This is a genomic window from Streptomyces sp. NPDC001515 (genome assembly GCF_053597115.1).
Genome location: NZ_JBSFHN010000004.1, coordinates 181,246 through 206,188 on the forward strand (window position 1 = coordinate 181,246; position 24,943 = coordinate 206,188).

23 protein-coding genes and 1 tRNA gene are annotated in these 24,943 nt (G+C 72.1%); 10 read left to right on the forward strand and 14 right to left on the reverse strand.

Annotation, left to right across the window (positions count from 1 at the left end; all coding sequences use genetic code 11):
* Positions 1-104 precede the first annotated feature (104 nt).
* Together ACWCXC_RS07365 and ACWCXC_RS07370 are read left to right on the forward strand one after the other, a co-directional pair.
* Complete coding sequence (locus ACWCXC_RS07365) at positions 105-929, forward strand: trimeric intracellular cation channel family protein (RefSeq protein WP_450681706.1); 825 nt, start codon at positions 105-107, stop codon at positions 927-929.
* A gap of 65 nt (positions 930-994) precedes the next feature.
* Positions 995-2,392 carry an FAD-binding oxidoreductase gene (locus ACWCXC_RS07370; protein ID WP_450887177.1) on the forward strand — a complete coding sequence of 466 codons (1,398 nt, stop codon included), beginning with the start codon at positions 995-997 and terminating at the stop codon, positions 2,390-2,392.
* Between the two features lie 110 nt (positions 2,393-2,502).
* Here the strand turns inward: ACWCXC_RS07370 and ACWCXC_RS07375 are convergent.
* From ACWCXC_RS07375 to galU, 7 genes are all read right to left on the reverse strand, one after another.
* Positions 2,503-2,576, reverse strand: a tRNA-Ala gene (locus tag ACWCXC_RS07375).
* Positions 2,577-2,672: 96 nt separating this feature from the next.
* Positions 2,673-3,773, reverse strand: a complete 1,101-nt coding sequence (gene sepX, locus ACWCXC_RS07380; RefSeq protein ID WP_450887179.1) for a divisome protein SepX/GlpR — start codon at positions 3,771-3,773, stop codon at positions 2,673-2,675.
* Positions 3,774-3,936: 163 nt separating this feature from the next.
* A complete protein-coding gene (locus tag ACWCXC_RS07385; protein WP_450681703.1) occupies positions 3,937-4,551 on the reverse strand; it encodes a GNAT family N-acetyltransferase in 615 nt (204 codons plus the stop codon).
* A gap of 17 nt (positions 4,552-4,568) precedes the next feature.
* Entirely contained in the window at positions 4,569-5,087 is a 519-nt protein-coding gene (locus ACWCXC_RS07390) for a MogA/MoaB family molybdenum cofactor biosynthesis protein (RefSeq protein WP_450887182.1), read from the reverse strand.
* Positions 5,084-5,584 (reverse strand): cyclic pyranopterin monophosphate synthase MoaC, encoded by a 501-nt coding sequence (moaC, locus tag ACWCXC_RS07395; protein ID WP_450681701.1) that lies wholly within the window; start codon positions 5,582-5,584, stop codon positions 5,084-5,086. Before moaC ends, ACWCXC_RS07390 begins: the two co-directional genes overlap by 4 nt.
* A gap of 122 nt (positions 5,585-5,706) precedes the next feature.
* A complete protein-coding gene (glp, locus tag ACWCXC_RS07400) occupies positions 5,707-7,017 on the reverse strand; it encodes a molybdotransferase-like divisome protein Glp (protein ID WP_450681700.1) in 1,311 nt (436 codons plus the stop codon).
* A gap of 4 nt (positions 7,018-7,021) precedes the next feature.
* Entirely contained in the window at positions 7,022-7,924 is a 903-nt protein-coding gene (gene galU / locus ACWCXC_RS07405; protein ID WP_450887185.1) for a UTP--glucose-1-phosphate uridylyltransferase GalU, read from the reverse strand.
* Positions 7,925-8,031: 107 nt separating this feature from the next.
* On the opposite strand from galU, the gene ACWCXC_RS07410 reads away from it, so the two are divergent.
* Positions 8,032-8,616 carry a 5-formyltetrahydrofolate cyclo-ligase gene (locus tag ACWCXC_RS07410; protein WP_450887187.1) on the forward strand — a complete coding sequence of 195 codons (585 nt, stop codon included), beginning with the start codon at positions 8,032-8,034 and terminating at the stop codon, positions 8,614-8,616.
* Between the two features lie 161 nt (positions 8,617-8,777).
* Here the strand turns inward: ACWCXC_RS07410 and ACWCXC_RS07415 are convergent, their stop codons facing one another.
* Positions 8,778-11,528 (reverse strand): penicillin acylase family protein, encoded by a 2,751-nt coding sequence (locus ACWCXC_RS07415; protein ID WP_450681698.1) that lies wholly within the window; start codon positions 11,526-11,528, stop codon positions 8,778-8,780.
* A 273-nt stretch (positions 11,529-11,801) separates the two neighbouring features.
* Between ACWCXC_RS07415 and ACWCXC_RS07420 the strand changes: the two genes are divergently transcribed.
* The 6 genes from ACWCXC_RS07420 (at position 11,802) to ACWCXC_RS07445 (ending at position 18,000) form a co-directional block, all read left to right on the forward strand.
* Positions 11,802-13,409 carry a potassium/proton antiporter gene (locus ACWCXC_RS07420; protein ID WP_450681697.1) on the forward strand — a complete coding sequence of 536 codons (1,608 nt, stop codon included), beginning with the start codon at positions 11,802-11,804 and terminating at the stop codon, positions 13,407-13,409.
* A gap of 406 nt (positions 13,410-13,815) precedes the next feature.
* Entirely contained in the window at positions 13,816-15,099 is a 1,284-nt protein-coding gene (locus ACWCXC_RS07425; RefSeq protein ID WP_450887190.1) for an MFS transporter, read from the forward strand.
* A 66-nt stretch (positions 15,100-15,165) separates the two neighbouring features.
* The gene (locus ACWCXC_RS07430) at positions 15,166-15,516 is read left to right on the forward strand and encodes an FmdB family zinc ribbon protein (RefSeq protein ID WP_450887192.1); all 351 of its coding nucleotides are present in this window, start codon (positions 15,166-15,168) and stop codon (positions 15,514-15,516) included.
* A gap of 109 nt (positions 15,517-15,625) precedes the next feature.
* Positions 15,626-16,459 (forward strand): S-methyl-5'-thioadenosine phosphorylase, encoded by an 834-nt coding sequence (locus ACWCXC_RS07435; protein ID WP_450681694.1) that lies wholly within the window; start codon positions 15,626-15,628, stop codon positions 16,457-16,459.
* Between the two features lie 416 nt (positions 16,460-16,875).
* Positions 16,876-17,361 carry a hypothetical protein gene (locus tag ACWCXC_RS07440; RefSeq protein WP_450887194.1) on the forward strand — a complete coding sequence of 162 codons (486 nt, stop codon included), beginning with the start codon at positions 16,876-16,878 and terminating at the stop codon, positions 17,359-17,361.
* Between the two features lie 96 nt (positions 17,362-17,457).
* Complete coding sequence (locus ACWCXC_RS07445) at positions 17,458-18,000, forward strand: MscL family protein (RefSeq protein WP_450681692.1); 543 nt, start codon at positions 17,458-17,460, stop codon at positions 17,998-18,000.
* Between the two features lie 44 nt (positions 18,001-18,044).
* Here the strand turns inward: ACWCXC_RS07445 and ACWCXC_RS07450 are convergent, their stop codons facing one another.
* The 6 genes from ACWCXC_RS07450 to ACWCXC_RS07475 form a co-directional block, all read right to left on the reverse strand.
* Positions 18,045-18,260, reverse strand: a complete 216-nt coding sequence (locus ACWCXC_RS07450) for a hypothetical protein (RefSeq protein WP_450887197.1) — start codon at positions 18,258-18,260, stop codon at positions 18,045-18,047.
* 132 nt (positions 18,261-18,392) lie between these two features.
* Positions 18,393-18,770 carry a hypothetical protein gene (locus ACWCXC_RS07455; protein ID WP_450681690.1) on the reverse strand — a complete coding sequence of 126 codons (378 nt, stop codon included), beginning with the start codon at positions 18,768-18,770 and terminating at the stop codon, positions 18,393-18,395.
* On the reverse strand, positions 18,767-19,456 hold the full coding sequence (locus ACWCXC_RS07460) for a QcrA and Rieske domain-containing protein (protein ID WP_450887199.1): 690 nt from the start codon (positions 19,454-19,456) through the stop codon (positions 18,767-18,769). Before ACWCXC_RS07460 ends, ACWCXC_RS07455 begins: the two co-directional genes overlap by 4 nt.
* Entirely contained in the window at positions 19,453-20,055 is a 603-nt protein-coding gene (locus tag ACWCXC_RS07465; RefSeq protein WP_450681688.1) for a 4Fe-4S dicluster domain-containing protein, read from the reverse strand. Before ACWCXC_RS07465 ends, ACWCXC_RS07460 begins: the two co-directional genes overlap by 4 nt.
* 7 nt (positions 20,056-20,062) lie before the next feature.
* A complete protein-coding gene (locus ACWCXC_RS07470; RefSeq protein ID WP_450887202.1) occupies positions 20,063-22,384 on the reverse strand; it encodes a molybdopterin oxidoreductase family protein in 2,322 nt (773 codons plus the stop codon).
* Positions 22,381-23,532: an MFS transporter gene (locus tag ACWCXC_RS07475; RefSeq protein WP_450681686.1), complete on the reverse strand. Its 1,152-nt coding sequence runs from the start codon at positions 23,530-23,532 to the stop codon at positions 22,381-22,383. Before ACWCXC_RS07475 ends, ACWCXC_RS07470 begins: the two co-directional genes overlap by 4 nt.
* A gap of 166 nt (positions 23,533-23,698) precedes the next feature.
* Between ACWCXC_RS07475 and ACWCXC_RS07480 the strand changes: the two genes are divergently transcribed.
* Positions 23,699-24,829 (forward strand): P1 family peptidase, encoded by a 1,131-nt coding sequence (locus ACWCXC_RS07480; RefSeq protein ID WP_450887204.1) that lies wholly within the window; start codon positions 23,699-23,701, stop codon positions 24,827-24,829.
* The last annotated feature ends 114 nt before the right edge of the window (positions 24,830-24,943 follow it).

Sequence of the window (24,943 nt, forward strand, 5' to 3'; positions counted from 1 at the left end):
ACGGGAGGGGCTACGGGGGCGGAGGCGACGGGGGCTGAGGCGCGCACCGCGCATGGGCGGGTCGCCCCGGGAATCGGCCCTGTGCCGTGCCTACGGTGCTTGCCATGTCCTCCCTCGTCCTCGCGTTCCACGTGACCACCGAGCTGACCGCCGCGACGCGCTATCTCGACCTCGCGGGCGTGCTGGGGTGCGCCGTACTCGGCGGCGTCATCGCCCGGGAGGAGGGCCTCGACCTCTTCGGCTTCCTCGTCGTCGGAATCCTCTCGGGCCTCGGCGGCGGCCTGATGCGCGACGTGCTCCTCCAGCACGGCACCCCGGTGGCCCTGACGGACTACGCGTACCTCGCGGCCTGCTTCGCCGGCATCCTGGTGTCCTTCCTGATGAACATGGGCCAGGCCGTCTGGACGCGGGCCTTCACGGTCCTCGACGCCGCCGTCATCGGATTCTGGTCCGTCGCGGGCGTCAACAAGACCCTCCAGTCCGGGCTCGGCTGGCTCCCCGCGGTCCTCCTGGGCACCATGTCCGCCGTCGGCGGAGGCGCGCTGCGCGACATCGTCCTCGGACGCCGCCCGGCCGTGTTCGGCGGCAACGGCCTCTACGCCACGGTGGCCCTCGTCGTCTCCGGCGTCACGGTCGTCTGCTGGTACTCCGGCACCCCCCAGATCGGCACCGGCCTCGGCATCGCACTCGCCCTCCTCCTCCGCCTCCTCGCCGTCCACTACGACTGGTCCCTCCCCGGCGGCCGCGACTGGCACCCGGCGGCCCGTCTCGCCGAGGTCCCCTCCCGCCTCCGCCCGGAAGGCACGGCCGAAAACGGGGAAGAGGAAGCGGAAGGAGACGCGCGGGGCGGCGGGCCGGCACGGGGCGACGAAGGGCAGGCAGGACGGAACGCGGGGAACGAGGGGCCCACCCCTCGCCCGCCCATGTGACCCGCGTCACACTGGAACCGTGATGTCGAGGTCCCGGACCCGGGACCGCCCAGAGGTGTTCGACCATGACCAGCATCGACGGAACGGCCCTCGCCACCCTGCGCGACACCTTGCGGGGGCCTGTCGTGACTCCGGCGGACGAGGGGTACGACGAAGCCCGCAGCCTCTACAACGCCATGATCGACCGACGCCCCGCGGCCATCGCCGGCTGCGTGGACGCGGCGGACGTGCGCGCCACGCTCGCCTTCGCCCAGGAGTCGGGCATCGACCTCGCGGTCCGGGGCGGCGGCCACAGCGGCCCGGGGCTGTGCCTGATCGACGGCGGGCTGACGCTCGACCTCTCGCCGATGCGCTGGGTGCGCGTCGACCCGGGGGCCGGCACGGTCCAGGCGGGCGGCGGCGCGCAGTTGGGCGACGTGGACCACGCGACCCATACGTTCGGACGCGGCGTACCGGCCGGGATCATGTCGACGACCGGCGTGGGCGGCCTCACGCTCGGCGGCGGCCACGGCCATCTGACCCGGGCCTACGGCCTGACCATCGACAGTCTGCTCGCCGCCGACGTCGTCCTGGCCGACGGCACGTTCGTCACCGCCTCGGAGAAGGAGCACCCGGACCTCTTCTGGGCGCTGCGGGGCGGCGGCGGCAACTTCGGCGTCGTCACCTCCTTCACCTACCGGCTGCACCCGGTGGACACGGTGGGCGTCGCGGTGACCGTGTGGCCGGTCGAGCGCACGGCCGAGGTGCTCCGCTGGTACCGCGAGTTCCTGCCCGCCGCACCCGACGAACTCAACGGCTTCTTCGCCCTCCTGGCGGTCCCCCCGGGCCCGCCCTTCCCGGAGGAGATCCACGGCCGGAAGATGTGCGGCGTCGTCTGGTGCTACACCGGCGACCTCGCCGACGGCCGGCTGGAGGAGGCCCTGGCACCCGTCAACGACCCGGCGCCCCCCGCGTTCCACTTCACCAGCCCCATGCCCTACCCGGCCCTCCAGTCCATGTTCGACGACCTGATCCCCAAGGGGCTCCAGTGGTACTGGCGCGGCGACTTCTTCGACTCGATCTCCGACGAGGCGATCGACGTCTACGAGAGGTACGGACGCGCCCTGCCCACCGCCCTGTCGACCATGCACCTCTACCCCGTCGACGGAGCCGCCCACCGCGTCGGCCCCGCCGAAACCCCCTGGGCCTACCGCGACGCCATGTGGTCCGGCGTCGTCGCCGGCATCGACCCCGACCCGGCCAACGCCGACCGCGTCCGCCAGTGGTGCGTCGACTTCTGGACGGAGCTCCATCCCCACTCCATGGGCGGCGCCTACGTCAACTTCCTCGGCCAGGAAGAACCGACCGACCGCATCCGCTCCACCTACCGCGGCTCCTACGACCGCCTGTCCGAGATCAAGCAGACCTACGACCCGGACAACTTCTTCCACGCCAACCAGAACATCACCCCGGCCCCGGCATGACCCGAAGCGGCCGGGGCATCACCCGCCCGACAACGACGAAGATCCCGCCCGATCATGCGATCGGACGGGATCTCGTCTCGTTCCTGAGCAAACTCAAGAACATCTGTGCGTGGACCTGTGGGGATTTGAACCCCAGACCCCCTCGATGCGAACGAGGTGCGCTACCAGACTGCGCCACAGGCCCTTGCGACGAGTGAAACTCTAGCACCCTCCACGGGGTGGTCGGAAATCCGTTCCGCGCTGGTCAGCCGTGGCGGCGTCGCGGCGGCGGGGGCGGGGGTCACTCGTTGGCGGCGCGGGGGCGGTCGCCCTCTTCGTACTGGTCGAAGAGGGGGGTGCGGCCGCGCTCGCGGGAGCGGCGGGAGGGGGTGGAGCGCTGGCGGGGGGCCGGGTCCACGGGGGCGGCGGGAGGCTGGGGGGCGGGTTCGGCGGAGGAGGAGCGGGCGGCGCTCCAGGTCTCCGGGTTGCCGACCTCGACGCCGCCGGTGGCGCGGGGGGCGACGGGGGCGGTGACGTAGGTCGGGAGGGGGACGGGGACGGGCTCCCAGCTGTCGCCCTGGACCCGGCCGCGTTCGCGCTGCTGGTCGACCCACTCCGCGTGGTCCGTCTGCTCGACCAGGGCGCGACGGCCGGCCTCCTGGGGGGAGACCGAGGGGGTGGGCTCGGGGGCGGGGTGGCGCGTCTCGGCGTCCTCGTCGGTCTCGACGGGGGCCGCGGAGGCGGGCTGGTGGCGGCGGGGGCGGTTCTCGCGCAGCCGCTGGGCGGCGACCTCGGCGCGGCGGCGGTCCATGGTGAAGGCGAACCTGCGCCGTTCCTGGGCGCGCAGATGCACGATGTACGTGCTCAGCAGCACCGCGGGGACCGCGGGCGCCCAGAGGAAGCGCAGTCCGCCGACCGCCGCGACGATCGCGCCGAGCGTGAAGGCGAGGAAGAGGACCACGGTGGTGCGCCGGCGGCGCGCGAGGACCTGGAGGCGCTGGGCGCGACGGGCGCGTTCCGCGTCGATGCCGGCGGGGCGCCCCGGGCGTTTGCGTCCCGCGAGCCCCGAGGGAGCGCGCTCCGGCGTACGAGCCGGGTCGTGCACCCGTAGCTCGGTGTGCGCCGGGGGCGCGGAAAAGGCCCGGACGTCGACGGATTCCAGGGAGTCCGTGATCTCGTCCGGGTCGGCGTCGGGCGCCGCCTCCTCGTCGGTGCGCCCCCGCAGCTCCTTGGCGTAACGGCGCTCCATCGCCGCCCGGCCGGAGAGCAGCCGGATGGCGGTGCTGAAGCGTTCGGTCGGACGCGCCTCGTTCAGCTCGTCCTGCCTGCGGAGCCACATCGGCACCAAGTAGGCGGCCCAGGCCCCGACAATGACTGCGTAGATGAGGCCGCTGCTGCTCACATCTCACACCGTAGAGGGGTTTGAGTGGAGGCATCCGCCAATTGGCGCGGTGTGTCGCACGATCCGGCTGATATCACGGACTTTTTTTGTGATTGTTCGGATCAACAGTCGGCGTTTGCCTGCACGTTAGCGGGCATCACTCGATCAAATTCGAACACATATGTTATTCCGTGGCCTGTTCCGGCCGCTGCCGCCGCGACCTGTGCCATCGCCGCAGCAGCCCGTCCGGGGCCTCCTCCGCGGTGAGCGCGTAGATCAGATGGTCCCGCCACGCGCCGTCGATGTGGAGATAGCGGGGACGCAGCCCCTCCTCACGGAATCCGAGTTTCTCCACCACCCGGCGGCTCGGCCCGTTCTCCGGGCGAATGCACACCTCGATCCGGTGCAGTCCGACCACCTGGAAACAGTGGTCGACCGCCAGTGCCACCGCCGTCGGCATCACCCCGCGCCCGGCCACCGCCTGGTCCACCCAGTAGCCCACGTGCCCCGAGCACATCGAGCCCCAGGTGATCCCCGCGACGGTCAACTGCCCGACCAGCCGCCCCTGGTACTCGATCGCGAACGGCAGCATCCGGCCCGCGTTGGCCTCGGACCGCAGATGACGGACCATCTGCCGGTACGTGGGACGCTGGGCCACCGGACCGCCCGGGGCCGGCGGCGGCACGGTCGCCTCCCAGGGCCGCAGCCAGTCCCGGTTGCGCCGGTTGACCTCGCGCCACACGCGCTGGTCGCGCACCTTTATCGGCCGGAGGGCGACGTCGCCGTCCACCAGGATCACCGGCCAGGTCGGGACGTTCAGCTCGGGCTCCCCGGTCGAGGGTGGTCGCCGCCGCGCAGCTGGTCGACGGCGTGCACCAGCAGGCGTTCCAGCACCGCGAGGCCGTCGCGCACCCCGCCCGTGGAACCGGGCAGATTGACGACGAGGGTGCGCCCGGCGATTCCCGCCACGCCCCGGGACAGCGCCGCCGCCGGGACCTTGTCGCGGCCCTCGGCGCGGATCGCCTCCGGGATGCCCGGGACCTCGTAGTCCAGGACGGAGCGGGTCGCCTCCGGGGTGCGGTCGGTCGGCGAGACGCCCGTGCCGCCGGTGGTCACGACGACGTCGTACGCCTCGGCCACCCCGGCCCGCAGCGCCTCGGCCACCGGGTCCCCGTCCGGGACCACGCGCGGCCCCTCGACCGCGAAGCCCAGGGCCGTCAGCGCCTCGGCGATCAGCGGACCGCCCCGGTCGGCGTAGACCCCGGCCGCGGCGCGGTTCGAGGCGGTCACCACGAGGGCGCGGTAGTCGGCCGGGGCCGGTTCCGGGGCGCTCACGCGTCCGCTCCGCCGGAGGCGGGCCGCCGGTAGTCGCCGGACTTGCCGCCCGACTTCGCCTCGACCCGGACATCGGTGATGACGGCCGCCTTGTCCACGGCCTTGATCATGTCGACGACGGTCAGCCCGGCCACCGACACGGCCGTCAGGGCCTCCATCTCCACCCCGGTGCGGTCCGTGGTCTTCACGGTCGCCGTGATCTCCACGGCGTCGTCGGCCACGGACAGGTCGACCGTGACACCGGAGACGGCGAGGGGGTGGCAGAGGGGGATGAGGTCCGGGGTGCGCTTGGCCCCCATGATCCCGGCGATGCGCGCGGTGGCGAGGGCGTCGCCCTTGGGGACCCCCTCGCCCCGGAGCAGTTCGATGACGCGCGGCGAGACGAGGACCCGGCCGCTGGCGCGGGCGACGCGCGCGGTGACGTCCTTCGCCGAGACGTCGACCATGCGGGCGGCGCCCGCCTCGTCGATGTGCGTCAGCCTGTTCTGCGTACTCAAAACCAAGTCCGCCTAGCGGGTAGGGCGCCGGTGGCCCCGGGGCCGCACCGGGTGCGGTCCGGGGTCCGGGGGGTGTCCCCGGACGGCACAGCGGCAGACACCGTACCGCCACCGGGCGGCGGTCAGCGGAGCAGGATCACCTCCGTGTCCGTGCCGGGCTCGGCGGAGGTGAGGTCCTCGGGCAGCACGATCAGCGCGTCCGCCTGGGCCAGCGCGGCGATCAGATGCGATCCGGAACCGCCGACCGGAGCGACCGTGCCGGCCTCCGCGTCGTACGTCCCGCGCAGGAACTGCCGCTTGCCGGACGGCGAGGACAGCGCCTTCCCGGTGTCCAGGGCGGCCCGAACGGTGGGCCGGCCGACATCGGGCAGGCCCATCAGCGTGCGGATCGCGGGGCGGACGAACAGTTCGAACGAGACATAGCTGGAGACCGGATTGCCCGGCAGCGCCAGCAGCGGGGTGTGGTCGGGGCCGATGGCGCCGAATCCCTGCGGCTTGCCGGGCTGCATGGCCAGCTTGCGGAAGTCCACGCTGCCGCCCGGCCCGTCCTCCTCGCCCACCGAGGACAGCGCCTCCTTGACCACGTCGTACGCCCCGACGCTGACCCCGCCCGTGGTGACCACGAGGTCGGCGCGGATCAGCTGGTCCTCGATGGTGGCGCGCAGCTCGTCCGCGTCGTCGGTGACGGCGCCGACCCGGTACGCGATCGCCCCGGCGTCGCGCGCGGCGGCCGTCAGGGCGAAGCTGTTGGAGTCGTAGATCCGGCCGCCGGTCAGCTCCTCGCCCGGCTGCACCAGCTCGCTGCCGGTGGAGATCACCACGACGCGCGGCCGGGGCCGCACCTTCACCGTGGAGCGGCCGATCGCGGCGAGCAGCCCGATCTGCGGCGGCCCGATCACCGAACCGGCGCGCAGCGCCAGATCGCCGGGGCGCACATCGCTGCCCCGGTCCCTGACGTGGGCCCGCGCCTCCACGGGGCGGTGCACCCGCACCTCGCCGGCCGCGCCCTCCGGCGCGTCGCTGTGGGCGCGCATGGTGGCGGCCGGACCGCCGCCCGCGCCCCCGTCGGTCCACTCGACCGGGACCACGGCCTCGGCGCCTTCCGGCAGCGGGGCGCCCGTCATGATGCGGGCGGCCTCCCCGGGACCGACCCGCCGGCCGCCGTCCAGTCCGGCGTCGCCCGCCGCGACGTCCCCGACGACCGTGAGGACGGCGGGGAACTCCTCGCTCGCGCCCGCGACATCGGCGATCCGGACCGCGTACCCGTCCATCGAGCTGTTGTCGAAGGGCGGCAGGGCGATCTCCACCACGACGTCTTCGACCAGGACGCAGCCCTGGGCCTCGGGCAGTTGGAGCTCGATGGGTTCGAGCGGCCTCACCGCGGCGAGGATGTCGTCCAGGTGCTCGTCCACCGACCAGATCGTGCTGCTCAAGGTCCTACATCTCCTCCGTGACATAACTGCGCAGCCAGGTCCGGAAGTCCGGGCCCAGGTCCTCACGTTCGCACGCGAGTCTGACAATGGCACGGAGGTAGTCGCTCCGGTCACCGGTGTCATAGCGGCGGCCCTGGAAGACGACGCCGTGCACCGGTCCGCCGACCTTGTCGTCCGCCGCGAGGAGTTGCAGCGCGTCGGTCAGCTGGATCTCGTTGCCCCGGCCCGGTTCGGTCCTGCGCAGTATCCCGAAGACGGCGGGGTCCAGGACATAGCGCCCGATGATGGCCAGGTTGCTGGGCGCGTCGGCCGGGTCGGGCTTCTCGACCAGGCCGGTGATCCGCAGGACGTCGTCCTCGGCGGTCGGCTCCACGGCCGCGCAGCCGTACTGGTGGATCAGGGCGGGCGGCACCTCCATGAGGGCGATGACGCTGCCGCCCTCGCGCTCCTGGACCTCGGCCATCCGGGTCAGCAGCGGGTCGCGCGGGTCGATCAGGTCGTCACCGAGCAGCACCGCGAACGGCTGGTCGCCGACGTGCGGTTCCGCGCACAGGACCGCGTGCCCGAGGCCGCGCGGGTCGCCCTGGCGGACGTAGTGCATGGTCGCGAGGTCGCTCGACTCCTGGACCCTGCGCAGCCGTTCACCGTCCCCCTTGCGGGTGAGGGCCGACTCCAGCTCGTAATTGCGGTCGAAGTGGTCCTCCAGGGGCCGCTTGTTGCGACCGGTGATCATCAGGACGTCGGTCAGCCCGGCGGCGACCGCCTCCTCGACGACGTACTGGATGGCAGGCTTGTCGACGACAGGCAGCATCTCCTTGGGAGTGGCCTTGGTGGCCGGCAGGAAGCGGGTCCCGAGTCCCGCCGCCGGAATGACGGCCTTGCTGATCCTGGGGTTCGACTGGGTCATGCGCAGAACCCTATCCGGGGCACATGGGCGGAAGATGAGTCTCCGGTTAACTTTGTACTCATATATGACCGTACGTACCAACCGAAGGTGCCCCGTTGAACTCCGACATGTCCGCAAAGGCGCTCTTGCGGCGTGAACTGCTCGCCGCGCGCGGCCTCCTGACCCCGCAGGAGGTGGCGGATGCCGCCGCGGCCCTCGCCCGCCGCGCCCTGGAACTCCCCGAGCTGGCCGGTGCCCGCACCGTCGCCGCGTATGTCTCGGTGGGACGCGAGCCGGGCACCCGCGCCCTGCTGGACGCGCTGCGCGCCCGGGGCGTACGCGTCCTGCTCCCGGTGCTCCTGCCGGACAACGACCTGGACTGGGCGCCCTACGAGGGCACGGAAGGGCTGGAACGGGCGGGGCGCGGACTGCTGGAGCCCTCCGGACCCCGGCTCGGCGCCGATGCCGTGCTGGCCGCCGACGCCGTGCTGCTGCCGGGTCTCGCCGTGGACGAGCGCGGAATGCGGCTGGGCCGGGGCGGAGGCAGCTACGACCGCGTGCTCGCCCGGCTCGCCGCCGCCGGGGCCGACCCGGCGCTCGTCGTCCTGCTCTACGGCAACGAGGTGGTCGCGCGGGTTCCCGAGGAACCGCACGACCACCCCGTGGACGCCGTGGTGACACCGTCGGGCGCCCGGCGCTTCGCAGAGCGCTGACATCCGACGAGAGCGGCGCTCCGCTTCGGCATCAGCGGTCATAATGTGAGCAGTGCTCCGCTTTGGGATCAGTGCTCACAAAGTGAGCAGCGCTCCGATCGGCGATCGGCGCCCCGCTTCCGGAGCAACGCTCCGACCGAGAGCGCCGCTCCGGTCCATGGCTACGGCTTCAGCGTCAGCGTGTCCTTCGTCGAGCTCGCCACCGCGTTGGTGCCGAAGGACCAGTCGAGCAGTTCGCCGTTGACCCACTTGTCGGTCTGGTCGGTGTAGTGGGCGCTGAAGGCGTGGCCGGAGGCGCCGGTCAGGTTGATCCAGCGGGACTTGTCCCAGTCCCCCACGTTGACGACCATCCGCATCGACGGGACCCAGACCACCTCGTAGCCGCCCGCCGCGTTCCAGCCGGTGGCGTTCACCGCGGCCTCGCCGCCGCCGAGGTTCCAGGGGCCCCGGTTGAGGAGCCGCTGGAGCAGTCCGGGGCCCTCCTTGCCGAGGGTCTGGTTCTTCAGGGTCAGCTGGTGCAGCCGGCCCCAGCTCCAGGTGGTGATGTCCTTGCCGAGCTTGGCGGTCAGCTCCCAGCGGGCGTCCTCCATGGCGCGGGCGAACAGCTCGTCCCGGCTGTCGGTCGCCTTGTCCTTGCGGTTCGCCGGGGTCTTCCACCACGCGCTGTCCGGCTTGTCCATGAGGTCGGCCACGACCTGGTACCAGCGGTCGCCGCCGTCCGGCTGGGCCGAGTCGGGGGCGCGCCGGCCGCACTCGCGGACCAGCTTCTTCTGCTCGTCGACCGGTCCGGAGCTCTTGGCCGGGGGCACGTTCAGGCACTCGCCCTCGACGCGCAGCTCCTTGGGCAGCTTGTCGCCGAAGGCCAGCTTGAGGATGTTGCGCCAGACCCCGTTGAAGTAGGCGGCGGCCGCCGAGTCGGACTCCTGGGTGTAGTCCCAGCCCTCCAGCAGCTTCTGCGCCTCGCGGACGTGTTTGTCCGAGATGTTGATCTTCAGCAGTTCGGGCACCAGGAGCGCGGCGATCTCGCTGGTGTTGTCCATCTGCATCTTCTGCATGTCTTCGGTCGAGATCTTGCCGCCGCCCTTGATCTTCGACTCGATGAGGTCGTTGATCCGCTGGCTGCGGCTGCCGTAGCCCCAGTCCTGGGTGAGCAAGTAGGGGTAGGTGTCCTTGTCGATGACCGCCTGGTTGGCCGTGACGATGTAGCCGCGCTCGGGGTCGTACTCGTAGGGCAGCTCGTCGAAGGGGATCGGGTCCTTCTTCCAGCCGTACGAGGAGCTCCAGCCGGGGCTCGGCATCGAGCCGTCGCCGGACTTGCGGACCGGGATCCTGCCGGGTGCCTGGTAGCCGATGTGGCCCTTGGTGTCGGCGTAGATCAGGTTCTGCGAGGGCACCTCGAAGTGCTTCGCCGCGGCCCGGAAGCTCGCGAAGTCCTTGGCGCGGTTGAGCTCGAAGACGGCGTCCATGGAGTGGCCGGGGTCGAGCGCGGTCCAGCGCAGCGCGACTCCGTAGCCGTCCGCGCGGTCGGGTGCCGCGTTGGTGACGGGCGCCTTCTGGCCTACCTTCTCCAGTTCGGAGCTGCGGTCGGAGACCAGGGGGCCGTTGTTCGTCTCGCGGACGGTGATGTGCCGGTCCTTGCCGCCGGCGACCTTGATGGTCTCCTCGCGAGTGGTGAACGGCTTGGTCTTCCCGTCGTACAGGTAGCCGTCCTCGGAGACCTTCTCCAGGAAGAGGTCGGTCACGTCGGCACCGAGGTTGGTGAAGCCCCAGGCGATGTCCTGGTTGTGGCCGATGATCACGCCGGGCATGCCGGAGAAGGTGTAGCCGGCGGTGTCGTATTTGCAGGTCTCCGAGACGGCGCGGCAGTGCAGCCCCATCTGGGACCAGAGCGAGGGCAGCTGCGGGGCCAGGTGCGGGTCATTGGCGAGAAGCGGCTTGTCGGTCGTCGTGTACTTGCCGGAGACGACCCAGGAGTTGGAGCCGATGCCCGTGCCGTTCGGGCCGAGCAGCGCGGGGATCTGGTCCAGGGTGTCGGAGAGCGAGCCGAGCTGCGAGGTCAGCCCTTCGACGGCACCCTGCGCGGTGGCCGCGCCCGTGCCGGAGGACGGCTTCGCCTCGGGGTCGAACTTCCCGGTGACCGGCGAGATCGCGCCCTGGTCGACGATCGGGCGGTGCTTCTCGTACGGGTAGGGCGGGTACAGGTCCTCGATCTGCTTGGCGTCGAGCCGGCTCGTCATCAGCGAACGGTCGATCTCGTCCTGCATGTTGCCGCGCAGGTCCCAGGCCATGGCCTTCAGCCAGGCGACCGAGTCGACCGGGGTCCACTCGGTGGGCTTGTAGTCGTTGGTGAGGCCGAGGGCGGCGTACTCCACGGAGATGTCCGCGCCGTCGCGCCCCTTGAGGTAGGCGTTCACGCCGTCCGCGTACGCCTGGAGGTTCTTCTTGGTCTCGTCGGACAGGACGGTGTCGTACTCCTCCTGCGCGACCTTGCGCCACCCCAGGGTGCGCAGGAACGAGTCCGTTTCGACCTGACCGGAGCCGAACATCTCGGAGAGGCGGCCCGCGGTCAGATGGCGGCGGACGTCCATCTCCCAGAAGCGGTCCTGCGCGTGGACGAAGCCCTGGGCGCGGAAGAGGTCGGCGTCGGAGTCCGCGTAGATCTGCGGAATGCCGTAACCGTCGCGCTTCACCTCGACGTTGGCGTCGAGGCCGGGCAGCTTCAGCGTTCCGTTGGTCTGCGGGTACGAGGCGCGCACGGTGGACACCGACCAGTACGTCCCGTAACCGAGGCCCGCGACGAGCGCCAGCACCAGCACGATCACGATCAGACGGGCGCGTCGCCCTTTCTTCTTGCCGGTCCTACCGCCGGCGGTACCGGTGGTGCCGGAAGAGGCGATTGTGTTGGCGGGCATCGCTGTCCTTCGAGGGGCAGGGTCCTGGGAGTGCAGGAGCAACCATAGGCGCAGCGTCGAGGCCGGTCCGACGCGGTATCGGGATGGTTCGAATTGCGTAGCGATCGTACGAATACTCGAACGCATCAAGAAAGCGTTAAAGATTAGGTAAGGTAACGAAGTACTGGCCGCCGGAAGTCGATCCGGCAGGCGTACGCGGGAAAGGACCGGCCACTGACTGTCCACACGCTCAACGAACTCCTGCTCGTCTGCTCGCTCGTCCTGCTCGTCGCGGTGGCCGCGGTGCGCATCTCGTCGCGCAGCGGGCTCCCCAGCCTGCTCCTGTACCTCGGCATCGGCGTCGCCATGGGCCAGGACGGGTTCTTCGACGTCAAGTTCGACAACGCGGAACTGACGCAGGTGATCGGCTACGCGGCCCTGGTCGTGATCCTCGCCGAGGGTGGTCTCGGCACGAAGTGGAAGGAGATCAGACCGGCCCTGCCCGCCGCCGCCGTGCTCTCCCTCGTCGGCGTCGGGGTGAGCGTGGGCGTGACCGCGGCCGGGGCGCACTATCTGGTGGGTCTGGAGTGGCGGCAGGCACTGATCATCGGTGCGGTCGTCTCCTCCACGGACGCCGCGGCCGTCTTCTCCGTGCTGCGCAAGGTGCCGCTGCCCTCCCGGGTGACCGGCGTCCTGGAGGCAGAGTCCGGGTTCAACGACGCCCCCGTGGTGATCCTCGTCGTGGCCTTCTCCACCCGGGGTCCGGTCGACAGCTGGTACGTACTGATCGGCGAGATAGCCCTGGAGCTGGCGATCGGCGCGGCCGTGGGCATCGCCGTCGGCTGGCTCGGCTCGTACGGACTGCGCCATGTGGCGCTGCCCGCCTCCGGCCTCTACCCGATCGCCGTGATGGCCATCGCGGTGTCGGCGTACGCGGCCGGCGCGATGCTCCACGGAAGCGGGTTCCTCGCCGTCTACCTGGCCGCGATGATCCTCGGGAACGCCAAGCTGCCGCACTGGCCGGCGACGCGCGGTTTCGCGGACGGGCTCGGCTGGCTGGCCCAGATCGGCATGTTCGTCCTGCTCGGACTGCTGGTCACCCCGCACGACCTGGTCGACGACTTCTGGCCCGCGATCATCGTGGGTCTGGTGCTGACCGTGGTGGCCCGGCCGCTGGAGGTCTTCGTCTCGCTGGCGCCGTTCCGGCTGCCGTGGCAGGAGAAGGCCCTGATGTCCTGGGCCGGGCTGCGCGGCGCGGTCCCCATCATCCTGGCGACCATCCCCATGGTGTCCGGGATCGAGGGCTCCACCCGCGTCTTCAACATCGTCTTCGTCCTCGTCGTCGTCTACACCCTCATCCAGGGGCCGACGCTGCCCTGGCTGGCCAAGTCGCTGCGGATCGCCGAGGACCCGTCGGAGGCGGCCGACCTGGGCATCGAATCGGCGCCCCTGGAGCGGCTGCGCGGCCATCTGCTGTCCGTCGCCATCCCGGCGAAGTCGAAGATGCACGGCGTCGAGGTGGGCGAGCTGCGGCTGCCCTCGGGGGCGGCGGTGACGCTGGTCGTCCGCGACGGCAAGAGCTTCGTGCCCGCGCCGGCCACCGTGCTGCGCCGCGGTGACGAGCTGCTCGTCGTGACCACCGACCCGGTCCGCGACGCCACCGAGGCGCGGCTGCGCGCGATCGGCGAGGGCGGCAAGCTGGCCGGCTGGCTGGGAACCGGAACGGGCGGGGCGGGCCCCGAAGCGCTCACCGGCCCGCAGGCGGCGGGCGCGCTCAAGGCCGTCAAGAAGCTGGGCCGGAGCGACGAGGCCAGGAAACCGGAATCCGGACGGCGCGAGTCCGGGTCCCGGAAACCGGCCCCTCGCCGCTCCGAGCCGCACGAGGAGAAGGCGCACCACTGAGGCCGGCGCACCACCGGCTCAGGGCCGCACCCCTGGGTCACGGTGCGCGCGGGCAGCGGCCGGAGGGACGCCGGATCCGCTGTCTGTGGCCGGAGGGACGCCGGATCCGCTGTCTGTGGCCGGAAGGGCGCCGGATCCGGTGCCTGTAGCATGAAGAAACGTAATCAGGTCCGCCGGAACCACCCGTTCCGTGCGGACCGCCGCATGAACCACCAACTCTGCCTGACGCAGAGCTGGCGCGACCGTATGGCGGTCGTGGCGTCCTCCGCCTCTGTTGCGAGCGCCCGGCATCTACCGCAGTTCCGCGCGAAGAGGACAGCTCTCGGCAGCTCCTGACCGGGCCCGCACCCCCGTGCCGGCCCGCCCCGCGGGAGCACGGCCACCAGGCGGCGGAAAGGCATGGACCGTGGCGTCCACGGTCTCCGAGCGCCCCGGATACGGGCAGCTGCTGCGCACCCCGGGTGCGTGGACCTTCCTCCTGCCGGGCTTCGCCGCACGGCAGCCCTTCGCGATGCTGACCATCGGCATCGTCCTGCTCGTCGAGCACACCACCGGCTCCTACGGCAGCGCGGGCGCCGTCGCCGCCGTGACCGGTATCTCCATGGCTCTGTTCGCCCCGCAGACCGGCAAGCTCGCCGACCGCTTCGGCCAGCGCGCCGTGCTGGTGCCGGGCGTGCTCGTGCACGCCGCCTCGGTCTCCGGACTGACCGCGCTGGCGCTGGCGGACGCCCCGATGTGGGCGCTGTTCGCCGCGGCCGTCCCGACCGGTGCCTCGGTCCCGCAGATCGGGCCGATGGTCCGGGCCCGCTGGGCGGCCGTGCTCGGCGCCGGGCCGGACCGGGAGACCTCGCCGCTGCTGGCGACGGCGGCGGCCTTCGAATCGGTGACGGACGAGTTCACCTTCGTCATCGGCCCCGTGCTCGCCACCGCGCTGTGCACCGGCGTGCACCCGGCGGCCGGGCTGATCGCCGAGGCCGCCCTCACCCTGGCGGGCGGGCTGCTCTTCGCTGCCCGGCGCGCCACCCAGCCGCCGGTCCGCCCCGCCCGGGACGCCGGATCGCCGCGCCACGCCTCGGCGCTCTCCGTACCGGGCGTACGGGTGCTCGCCGTCGCCTTCCTCGGGATCGGCGCGGTCTTCGGCGGGATGCAGGTCTCGCTGACCGCCTTCGCCGAGGAGATCGGCAGCCCCGGTGCGAACGGCCTGCTGTACGGGATCTTCGCGGCCGGCAACATGCTGGCCGGGATCGCCTGCGGCGCGATCGCCTGGAAGAGCGGGCCGCGACGCCGGCTGATCGCCGGGTACACGGCGCTGACGCTCACCGCGTCGGGCCTGTGGGCCGTGCACTCGGTACCGCTGCTGGCCGGGCTCGGACTGCTGGTCGGCCTCTCCATCGCCCCCGCCCTGATCAGCGGCTACACGCTGGTCGAGGCGCTGGTCCCGGGGACCGCGCGGACCGAGGCGTTCACCTGGCTGACCGGCTCGGTCGCGCTCGGCCAGGCGGCGGCCGTGACGGTGGCCGGACGGCTCGCCGACGCCCATGGCGCGAGCACCGGATTCCTGGTGCCGCTGGCGGGTACGGCCCTGGCCCTGGTGACCCTGCTGGCGCTGCGGTCCCGGCTGCTGCCGAGGGAGCGGGGCCGGACCGTGGCACGTGGGATCGGTCACCGCGGGCCGGTCACGGTGGACTGATCCCGCGGAATACGTCACTATGGAGCGTCGTTAGCACTCATCGAGTAAGAGTGCCAGGAGGAACAAGTGCCGACCTACCAGTACCAGTGCACCGAGTGTGGCGAGGGCCTCGAAGCGGTGCAGAAGTTCACCGATGACGCTCTCACGGTGTGCCCGAACTGCGACGGACGCCTGAAGAAGGTGTTCTCCGCGGTCGGCATCGTCTTCAAGGGCTCCGGTTTCTACCGGAACGACAGCCGCGGCTCCTCGTCGAGCAGCACGCCCGCCTCGACCGCCGCGAAGAGTTCCGGTTCCTCGGGCTCCGGTACGGACGCGAAGCCGTCGGCCACCGCGTCGGCCTCGTCCTCCGGATCGTCCGGCTCCTCGGCCTCGACCTCGTCGTCCTCCGCTTCGTCGAGCGGTTCGTCGGCCGCCTGAGCAGCGCGCACCCCGCTTCACCAGGGACCCCTCCGAACGATTCGGTGGGGTCCCTGGTATTCCCGGCCGGGGCGGCCGCCCGCCCGGATCACCGCCTACTGTGGCCCGCATGGCGACGACGAATGCAGAGATCGGCGTGATCGGCGGCTCGGGGCTGTACTCCTTCCTGGAGGACGTCACCGAGGTTCGCGTGGACACCCCCTACGGAGCGCCCAGCGACTCCGTCTTCCTCGGCGAGATCGGCGGCCGGCAGGTCGCGTTCCTGCCCCGGCACGGCCGCGGCCACCATGTGCCGCCCCACCGCATCAACTACCGGGCCAATCTGTGGGCGCTGCGTTCGGTCGGCGTCCGCCAGGTGCTCGGCCCGTGCGCGGTGGGCGGTCTGCGGCCGGAGTACGGCCCGGGGACGCTGCTGGTGCCGGACCAGCTGGTGGACCGTACGAAGTCGCGCGTCCAGACCTATTACGACGGCGAGCCCTGGGCGGACGGCACGGTGCCGAACGTGGTGCACCTCGGCTTCGCGGACCCGTACTGCGCCGAGGGCCGCAAGGCCGCGCTGGCGGCGGCGCGCGGCCGGGACTGGGAGGCCGTGGACGGCGGGACGCTGGTGGTCGTCGAGGGACCGCGCTTCTCGACCCGCGCCGAATCGCGCTGGCACGCCGCGATGGGCTGGTCGGTGGTCGGCATGACGGGGCACCCGGAGGCCGTGCTCGCCCGTGAACTGGGGCTGTGCTACACGACGATGACCCTGGTCACGGACCTGGACGCGGGTGCGGAGGCCGGCGAGGGCGTCTCCCACGAGGAGGTCCTGAAGGCGTTCGCCGCCAATGTCGACCGGCTGCGCGCGGTCCTCTTCGACACGGTGACCGGGCTCCCGAAGGAGCGCGTCTGCGCGTGCGCGCACGCGCTGGACGGGATCGACACGGGGATCGAGCTGCCGTAGCGCCACGCGCGACGGGTGTCCCTCCCGCAGTTGAGGGAGTTCTGGACATCGAGGGAGGAGCACCGCCCCCGACACCGTCCCTCCTGCGGGTGAGGAAGTTTTCCCCAAGCTGTGGACCGTCCACAGGGCTCGGCGGGAATCGTGCGGATGCCGGATCGTGGGAGCCGTGCGCCGGAGAACCGGTGGCCGGGCCCCACGGTCCGGTTTCCGTTGTCCGGCCCGTTCCGGGCGCCGGTCTCCGGCCGTCCGGCCTCCGGTCCCAGTCGCTCCCACTCCGGGCGGTGTTCGCCATGTCCGCGTACGAATCCCCTTCCACGCCCCGTCCTCTCTCCACGACTCGTTCCGTCTCCCTCCCCGCATCCCCCTCCGCTCCTTCACCTCCGCCTCCGCCCGCCGCCGCTCCCCCGCCGTGCGGGGTGCCGTCGTTTGCGCCGCTCCGGGTGCGCGGGGGCTTCGCGTACCGGTTGCGGCGGGCCGCGTGGCGGCAGCGGCGGACGATGGCGGCCGGGCTGGCGCTGACGGCGGCGGCGCTGGCCGCCTCCGGGGCGTTCGGGGGCGAGCGGGGGGATCCGGGCGGCGGACCGAGGGCCGTGGCGGCCGGTACGGCGCCGGAGCGCGCCGCGCCCCCGGTGGCCCTGGTGTCGGCGCCGGTCCGGATCGCCGACGCGGCTGCCGTACGGCTGCTGCGGCCGGGAGACCGGGTGGACGTCGTCGCCCCCGGTGCGGACGGGGCCGGGGGCCGGGTGCTCGCCGAGGCGGCCCGGGTGGACCGGGTGCCGTCACCGTCCGGTGAGATGTCCGAGGGCGGCGGGGCGCTGGTCGTGCTGTCCGTGCCGAGGACGACGGCCACCCGGCTCGCGGGCGCCAGAATGACGGCCGGACTGGCGGTGGTCCTGTGCTGATTCGCACTGACGAACCACCATGTCACCTGGCATCAGCCGCGAATGGGGTGGTTTCACCTCCTACTGCCGTAAGTTTCGGAACAGTTGGCTCCACTTATGGCACGGACGAAGGACGGCTCACCCGTGAGCGAGAAGAAGAAAGTCAGTGTGCTGCAGGGCTTCAAGGCCTTCCTGCTGCGCGGCAATGTGATCGACCTCGCGGTCGCGGTCGTCATCGGCGCGGCGTTCACGAACATCGTGAACGCGGTCGTCAGGGGCGTCATCAATCCGCTGGTCGGCGCTTTCGGCACCAAGGACCTGGAGAGCTACAGCTCCTGCCTCAAGGGCCCCTGTGTGACGGACCCGAAGACGGGCGAGGCGACCGAGGGAATCCGGATCCTGTGGGGTTCGGTGCTCAGCGCCACCCTGAGCTTCCTGATCACCGCCGCCGTCGTCTACTTCCTCCTGGTCCTGCCGATGGCGAAGTACCTGGCCCGCCGCGCGGACCAGGAGGCCGCGAAGGAGGGCGTGCAGGAGACCCTGGAGGTCACCGAACTGGAGGTCCTCAAGGAGATCCGCGACACGCTGGTCGCCCAGCGCGCCGGAGGCAATGGGCCGACTGGGGCCGATGGGCCGACCGGGGGCGGCACGCGGGAGTAGCGCGACGGCGGCCGGCGCGGTGCGGCGGCCACCGTTCCGGGGGATCAGATGTGGTGCGGCGGCTTCTCGTCGAGGAAGCGCGCGAGATCGGCCGCGCTGCCGGCCGAGGGGGCCCGCTCGCCCCAGCCCCGGTCCGTATCGTCCGAGGACTGCTGGTCCAGCGGATCGTCGAAGACCAGGGCCGGCCGGGGCTTCGGCCGGGGCCCGGCCGGTTCGTCCGGCTTCGCGTCGCGCGGGCCGGGGGTGGGGGCGGTACTCATACCTCCAGGGTACGACCGCCGCGCGCACGGCCGCCCGCAGCGCTCGGGGGGCACGACGGACGGCCGGGTCCGCGGACCGCCGGGGCCCCGGAACCGGGAGCCTCCCGGCCACCGGGCCACCGGGCCCCCGGGTCAGCGGTCCTTCGGGTCGAGCCACCACAGGCCGAGGACGACGAGGAACGACAGGCAGAGAAATCCGGCCCCCCACCAGGCGGTGCCGGTGTGGCCCTCCATCCATTCGTCGACGATGACCGTCAGCCCCCAGAGCTGGCCGATGACGACGGTCATCGCCAGGGCGAGCCGGGCGGTCAGCTTCGAGGACCGCTCGGGCTCCTGGTCGGTGCCCGCGCCCGGCCCGGGGCCGGTGTGGCGGACGCGGGGGTCGCCGTAGCCGCTGGTGGGGCGGATCTGCGGATAGCGCTCGTGGACCGGCCGGTTGAGTTCGGGGCGGGCGCTGCCGGGGTGGTATTCGGGATAGCCCGGGGTGCCGGGTCGCTGGGCGTCGCTCATGACGGCCTGCCCGGGGTCTCGGGCGCGGTGGCCCCGGTGCCGGCGGTGCCCGGGGCGTCGGGGGCCTCGGCGCCGTCGCGGACCCCGGGGCAGCCGATCCGGGAGGCGAGGTCGGGGCGGTCGCCGCCGAGCTGGCGGCAGAGCCCGTGCTCGATGCTCTCGCCGGAGCGGGTGGTGCCGATGGCCCAGACACTGCCGTCGGTCTGCTCGGTGAGGACGACCTTGGGCAGTCCGCGCGGCGGGGGCCCGGCGGTGACCTCGCCGGTGCGGGCGTCGAAGACGCCCTCGTGGCACGGGCAGTACAGCTCGCCCTCGGTCCCCCGGTCCTTGCGCCACAGGACGGCGCAGGCGAGGTGGGTGCAGATGGCGGAGTAGCCGACGAGCGTGCCGTCGTCGAGGCGGACGGCGACCGCGCGGTCCTCCTCCTCGGGGTAGTGGAAGGAGACGGACTCCCCGGGCAGCAGTTGGGCGGCGATCCGCTTGGGCGCGGGCGCCTTGCCGTCCTCGGGGTCGCCGTGGCGGGGCAGCATGCCGGCGGCCACGCCGAGTCCGCCGACGGCGAGGCCGCCGGAGACGGTGGCGACGATCCGCAGGTAGTCGCGGCGGGTGGTGAGCGAATCGGCGGCGATCCGGTCGTGCAGGGCCTCGCGGGGGTCCCCGGAGGGCTGCTGTTCGGTGACGCTCATCGGCGGACGTCCTTCCCGTTGATCTCCACGACGGGCAGGCCGCCCGGTACCGGCCACTGGACGCGTTCGGCGGGGACCACCATGGCCACGCCCGTGCGCACCTCGCTCTCGCCGAAGACGAAGCTGTCGGCGACCTGGACGCCGGGGCGCTCGGCCTGGAGCTCCTCGACCGTTCCGTAGAAGAGGGCGCCGGTGGGGCAGACGGTGGCGCACATGGGGGCGAGGCCGTAGGCGGTGCGGTCGTAGCAGAGGTTGCACTTCATCTGGAGCTTCGCCCGGAGGTCGATCTTGGGAACGCCGAAGGGACAGGCGTTGACGCAGTTGGCGCAGCCGATGCAGCGGGTGGTGTCGGCCTGCTGGACCACGCCGTCCGCGGTCACCAGGATCGCGTCGGCGGGGCAGACCTCGGCGCACGGGGCGACGGGGTCCTCGCAGTGCATGCAGACCGTGGGAAGGGAGGCGACGGAATGGCCCTCGTCGGTGTAGTCGAGGTGGATCATCGACTTGCCCCGGTGCGAGTCGCATTCGCGGCAGGCGGAGACGCATGCCTGGCAGCCGATGCAGCGCCCCGGGTCGATGAAGATCGTTCTGCCCATCATGGGGTCATCAGCTCCTCTCCGACGTGCCGCGGCCCTGCGGGGAGGTGGGCGGCAGCGGGTCCGTGCGGGAGACCTGGGCCGCGGCGTAGGCGACGTGGCCGGGCGGGACGGGGGGCGCGGGGACCTCGTCGATCTTCTCGGCGTGCTCGATGCGGCAGGCGCACACCTTGTACTCGGGGATCTTGGAACGGGGGTCCAGCGCGTCGATGGTCAGCGCGTTCGCCGCCGTGGGGACGGGCCAGTGGTACGGGACGAAGACGGTGTCCGGGCGGATCGCCTCGGTGACCAGGGCGGGGAAGACCTCGCTGCCGCGCCGGGTGACGACGCGGACGGGTTCGCCGTTGCGGAAGCCGTGCGAGGGGTGGACCTCGACCCAGGGGCGCGGGGTCTGCTCGACGAGGCCGCCGAGGCGGCGGGTCTGGTTGCCGGAGAGGAAGTGGGCGACGGTGCGCCCGGTGGTGAGGGACATGGGGTGTTCGTCGTCGTACGGGTCCATGGGGAGGTGCCATTCGACGACCTGCATATGGATCTTGCCGTCGGGGTGGTAGGTCCGGCCGTCCTCGAAGAGGCGGGGGGTGCCGGGGTGGTCGGTGGAGGGGCAGGGCCAGGCGATGCCGCCGGTCTCCTCCAGCCGTTCGTAGGTGATGCCGTAGTAGTCGTTGACCGTTCCGGAGGAGGCGATCCGCAGTTCGTCGAAGACGGCCCGGGAGTCGTCGAAGGCGAATTTGTCACCGGCGCCGAGGCGCCGGGCAAGTTCGCACATCACCCAGGTGTCGGTGCGCACGCCCGGCGGCGGTTCCTGGGCCTTGTTGTGCTTGACCACCCGGGCCTCGGCGTTGGCCATGACGCCGTCGTCCTCGGCCCAGGTGGTGACGGGGAAGACGACGTGGGCGTTGGCCGCGGTCTCGGAGAGGAAGAAGTCGCATTGGGCGTGGAACTCGGCGGTGTCGTACCCGTCCTTGACCACCTGGTAGTTGGGCAGCGAGACGAAGGGGTTGTTGCAGATGCCGATCAGACCGCGGATCTCGCGACGCCGCATCTGCCAGACCATCTCCATCATGGAGGTGCCGGCGGGCGGGAGTTCGGACTCCTCGATGCCCCAGATCTCGCAGATCTGGCGGCGGTGCTCGGGGTTGGTGATGGATCGGCCGCCCGGCAGCAGATCGGATTTCTGACCGTGTTCGCGTCCGCCCTGGCCGTTGCCCTGGCCGGTGAGGGTGCCGTAGCCGGCGCCGGGCTTGCCGATGTGCCCGGTGGCGGTGCAGAGGTTGATCACGGTGAGGCAGTTCTCGACGCCCTGGGAGTGGTGCTCGATGCCCCGGGCGTGCCAGGCCATGGCCTTGGGGGCGCGGGCGAAGGTGCGGGCGACCTGGACGATCTGTTCGGCGGGGATGCCGCAGATCTCGGCGGCGCGGGCCGGGGGGTACTCGGCGACCTTGGCCTTCACCTCCTCCCAGCCGGTGGCGTGGGCGGCGAGATAGTCCTCGTCGGTGAGGCCCTCCTCGACGATGACCTGGAGCACGGAGTTGAAGAACGCGGAGTCGGTGCCGGGCTTGAGGGCCACGTGGATGTCGGCGGTGCGGGCGATGGCGGTCTCGCGCGGGTCGACGACGATGAGGCTGGCGCCCCGGTCCCGGGCGCCCCAGACGTACTGGGTCATCACGGGGAAGCACTCGCCGACGTTGGACCCCGCGATCAGCAGGCAGTCGGTGAGGAGGATGTCGGAGAAGGGGTTGCCGGCCCGGTCGATGCCGAAGGCGAGCTTGTTGGCGCCCGCCGCGCTGACCATGCAGAGCCGGCCGTTGTAGTCCACGTGCCGGGTCTTCAGCGCGACGCGGGCGAACTTGCCGACCAGATACGTCTTCTCGGAGAAGAGGCTGGCGCCGCCGAGCAGTCCGAAGGCGTCGTTGCCGTGGGCCTGCTGGATGCGCTTGATCTCGGAGACGGTGAAGTCGAGGGCCTCGTCCCAGGAGACCTCGCGGAACTCCTCGTCGCGGGAGCGGCGCATGAGCGGGGCGGTGAGCCGGTCGGGGTGGTTGATCTGCTGGTAGGCGTTGATGCCCTTGGGGCAGAGCCGCATCCGGTTGATGTCGTGGTTGCGGGGTTCGACGCCGAAGACCTTGCCGGCGCGGTCGACGCGCAGATACATGCCGCACTGGACGCCGCAGAAGCAGCAGTGGGTGGGGACGAGAGTCTCCCCGTTCTGGTCGGCGTGCCACTGGTCGGCGGGGATGCCGCCGGCGTCGCGGAAGGCGCGGGTTCCGGGCGGGGCGAGGGAGGGGTCGAGGGGGACGGTCGCCGAGGCGCCGGCGTGCGGGTCCGCGGTCACTTGAAGCCCTTCTTCACCTGGGAGAGGTAGGCGCTGCCGCGCAGCACCCGCTTGCAGCGCGGGCAGTACTCGGCCCACTCGTCGAAGCCGAGGCTGAGGTCGCGCATGGTGCCGCGGAGGTTCTCGACGTAGGGGGCGGTGTCGATGGGCTCCTCGCAGCGGCGGCAGCCGAAGACCTGGTCGTCCTGCCGGCCGGTGTACTTGAACAGCTGCATGCCGACGGCGGCCGGGCGCTGGACGATGTGGAAGAACTTCCCGAAGGGGATGTAGATGAGGGTGAAGACCACCGACACCATGTGCAGGATCGCGAGGAACTCGTATCCGCCGCCGTGCAGGAAGATCGAGGAGAAGGTGAGGAGCAGTCCGGTCACCGAGATGACGATCAGAGCGATCAGCGGCACCAGGTCGTAGGCGAACCGCTGACCGGTGACGGCCCCGCGGTCCTTCATCCGGCGCCACAGGAAGTAGGAGGCGCCGGGGATGACGAGGACGGCGGCGATGTCCAGGCCGTGGAACATCAGCCAGCCGAGGAAGTCCAGCGAGTCGAATCCGATGATCTTGAAGCCCCAGATCCGCATCTCGTAGCCGGGGCCCGAGCCGGTGCCCGAGGTGAAGGTGAACCAGCCCCAGGTGAGCGGGAAGGTGATCAGCGCGGCCAGGACGCAGCCCCAGAAGATCAGCTGGTGGGCGGCCCAGCGGGCGTGCGACCGGGCCCCCAGGAACTTCTGGAAGCCGAGGTAGGTGGCGATCATCTTCGGCAGCGCGGTGGGGGCCCGGCGGAAGTTCTCGGTGGAGAAGAGGCTCCCCCAGCCCTTCTTGAACAGTCGTCGGGCGCCCGGGGCGGAGACCCAGACCGTGTAGCGGTAGGCGACGCCGAAGGCGAGGAAGACCGTGGCCACGGCGTACGGCAGGAGCGCGGAGTCGAAGTTCTCCAGGAGCCGGCTGCCGAGCACGATGGCCAGGACCAGCAGGAGGGAGACGATCACACCGGCGGCGGTGGCCCGGCCGGTGACGGACTTCGGTACGGCGCCGGCGAGGCGCGAGGGGCCGCTCGGGGGTGGCGGTGCGGTGGCCGCACCGGCGGACCCGGTGCCGGCACCGGGCGGGCGCTGCGCGGCCGCGTCGGAGGCTTCTGGTGGCTCGGTCACCCCGTCACCGTAGGTCCGTACGGGGTGATTGACCCTGTTTTGTGCAGCTACGGGGTGAGCGCGTCGCGGGGTCTCGGCGGCGGCCTGCGCACGGTCGGGCGTCTCGTGGGTACGTTCACCGTGCACCGGCACCCGCACGCCCGCCACGCACCCCGAGGAGCCCCGGATGACCGCCCCCACCACCCCGCCCGAGGCGCCCGCCCGCAGGGACGCGCTGACCGATGTCGCGGGGGTGCGCGTCGGCCACGCCCGGGTCGAGGGGGAGGGCGCGCTCAGCGGAACCACCGTGGTCCTGGCGCCCGAGGGCGGCGCGGTGGCCGCCGTGGACGTGCGCGGCGGCGGCCCGGGGACCCGTGAGACGGACGCGCTGGACCCGCGCAACCTGGTGCAGCGCATCGACGCGGTGGTCCTCACCGGCGGCAGCGCGTACGGACTGGACGCGGCGTCGGGGGTGATGGCCTGGCTGGAGGAGCGGGCGCGCGGGGTGCGCGTCGGCCCCGATCCGGCGCAGGTCGTCCCGGTCGTGCCGGCGGCGTGCGTCTTCGACCTGGGGCGCGGCGGGGACTGGCGGGCCCGGCCGGACGCCGCGACCGGGCGGGCGGCGGTGGAGGCGGCCGCGGCGTCGGAGCCGGGTGCGGCGGTCGCGCAGGGCTGCGTCGGGGCGGGGACGGGGGCGGTGGCCGGGCGGCTGAAGGGCGGGGTCGGCACGGCGAGCGTGCTGCTGCCTTCCGGGATCACGGTGGCGGCGCTGGTGGTGGTGAACGCGGCGGGTTCGGTGCTCGATCCGCACACGGGGGTGCTGTACGGGGAGTACGGCGGGGCGGAACCGGCCGTGGCGCCCGCGCCGGAGGTCCACCGGGCGGCGCGAAGGCGCCTGGAGGAGGCGCACGACGCCTCCGCGCGCCCCCCGCTCAACACCACGCTCGCCGTCGTCGCGACGGACGCCGACCTGGGCCGCGCGCAGGCCCAGAAGCTCGCGGGGACCGCGCACGACGGGCTGGCCCGCGCCATCCGGCCGGTGCACCTGCTGACCGACGGGGACACCGTCTTCGCGCTCGCCACCGGCGCCCGGCAGCTCGCCCCGGCGGACCCGGTCGCCCTCAACGGCCTGCTGGCGGCCGGTGCGGACGCCGTGACGCGCGCGATCGTGAAGGCCGTCCGGGCGGCCACGGGTGTCGAGCGCGCCGGGCGCGGCGGCGGCACCTTCCCGTCGTACGGCGATCTCTACGGCGTGCGGTCGGGGCGGAACGCGCCCCCGGCCGACGAAAGCGGACGATCCGACTCCCCGTCCGCGTAAGGAAGTTCGGCCGACCCGGGAACCTTCTGCGTGTGCCGTACGTTTTTCTCAACCCCGGTCACGATGTCGGACCCAGGGACTACGTTGAGCACGCACCACGTAACACGCGGCGAC

Coding starts and splice junctions, on each gene's coding strand:
- galU (WP_450887185.1), bottom strand. CDS start 7,924: ATGACCCAGTCGAACCCCAGGATCAGCAAGGCCGTCATTCCGGCGGCG.
- ACWCXC_RS07465 (WP_450681688.1), bottom strand. CDS start 20,055: ATGATGGGCAGAACGATCTTCATCGACCCGGGGCGCTGCATCGGCTGC.
- ACWCXC_RS07410 (WP_450887187.1), top strand. CDS start 8,032: ATGTCCGCAAAGGCGCTCTTGCGGCGTGAACTGCTCGCCGCGCGCGGC.
- ACWCXC_RS07370 (WP_450887177.1), top strand. CDS start 995: ATGACCAGCATCGACGGAACGGCCCTCGCCACCCTGCGCGACACCTTG.
- ACWCXC_RS07435 (WP_450681694.1), top strand. CDS start 15,626: ATGGCGACGACGAATGCAGAGATCGGCGTGATCGGCGGCTCGGGGCTG.
- ACWCXC_RS07445 (WP_450681692.1), top strand. CDS start 17,458: ATGGCACGGACGAAGGACGGCTCACCCGTGAGCGAGAAGAAGAAAGTC.
- ACWCXC_RS07455 (WP_450681690.1), bottom strand. CDS start 18,770: ATGAGCGACGCCCAGCGACCCGGCACCCCGGGCTATCCCGAATACCAC.
- ACWCXC_RS07460 (WP_450887199.1), bottom strand. CDS start 19,456: ATGAGCGTCACCGAACAGCAGCCCTCCGGGGACCCCCGCGAGGCCCTG.
- ACWCXC_RS07450 (WP_450887197.1), bottom strand. CDS start 18,260: ATGAGTACCGCCCCCACCCCCGGCCCGCGCGACGCGAAGCCGGACGAA.
- ACWCXC_RS07415 (WP_450681698.1), bottom strand. CDS start 11,528: ATGCCCGCCAACACAATCGCCTCTTCCGGCACCACCGGTACCGCCGGC.
- ACWCXC_RS07365 (WP_450681706.1), top strand. CDS start 105: ATGTCCTCCCTCGTCCTCGCGTTCCACGTGACCACCGAGCTGACCGCC.
- ACWCXC_RS07480 (WP_450887204.1), top strand. CDS start 23,699: ATGACCGCCCCCACCACCCCGCCCGAGGCGCCCGCCCGCAGGGACGCG.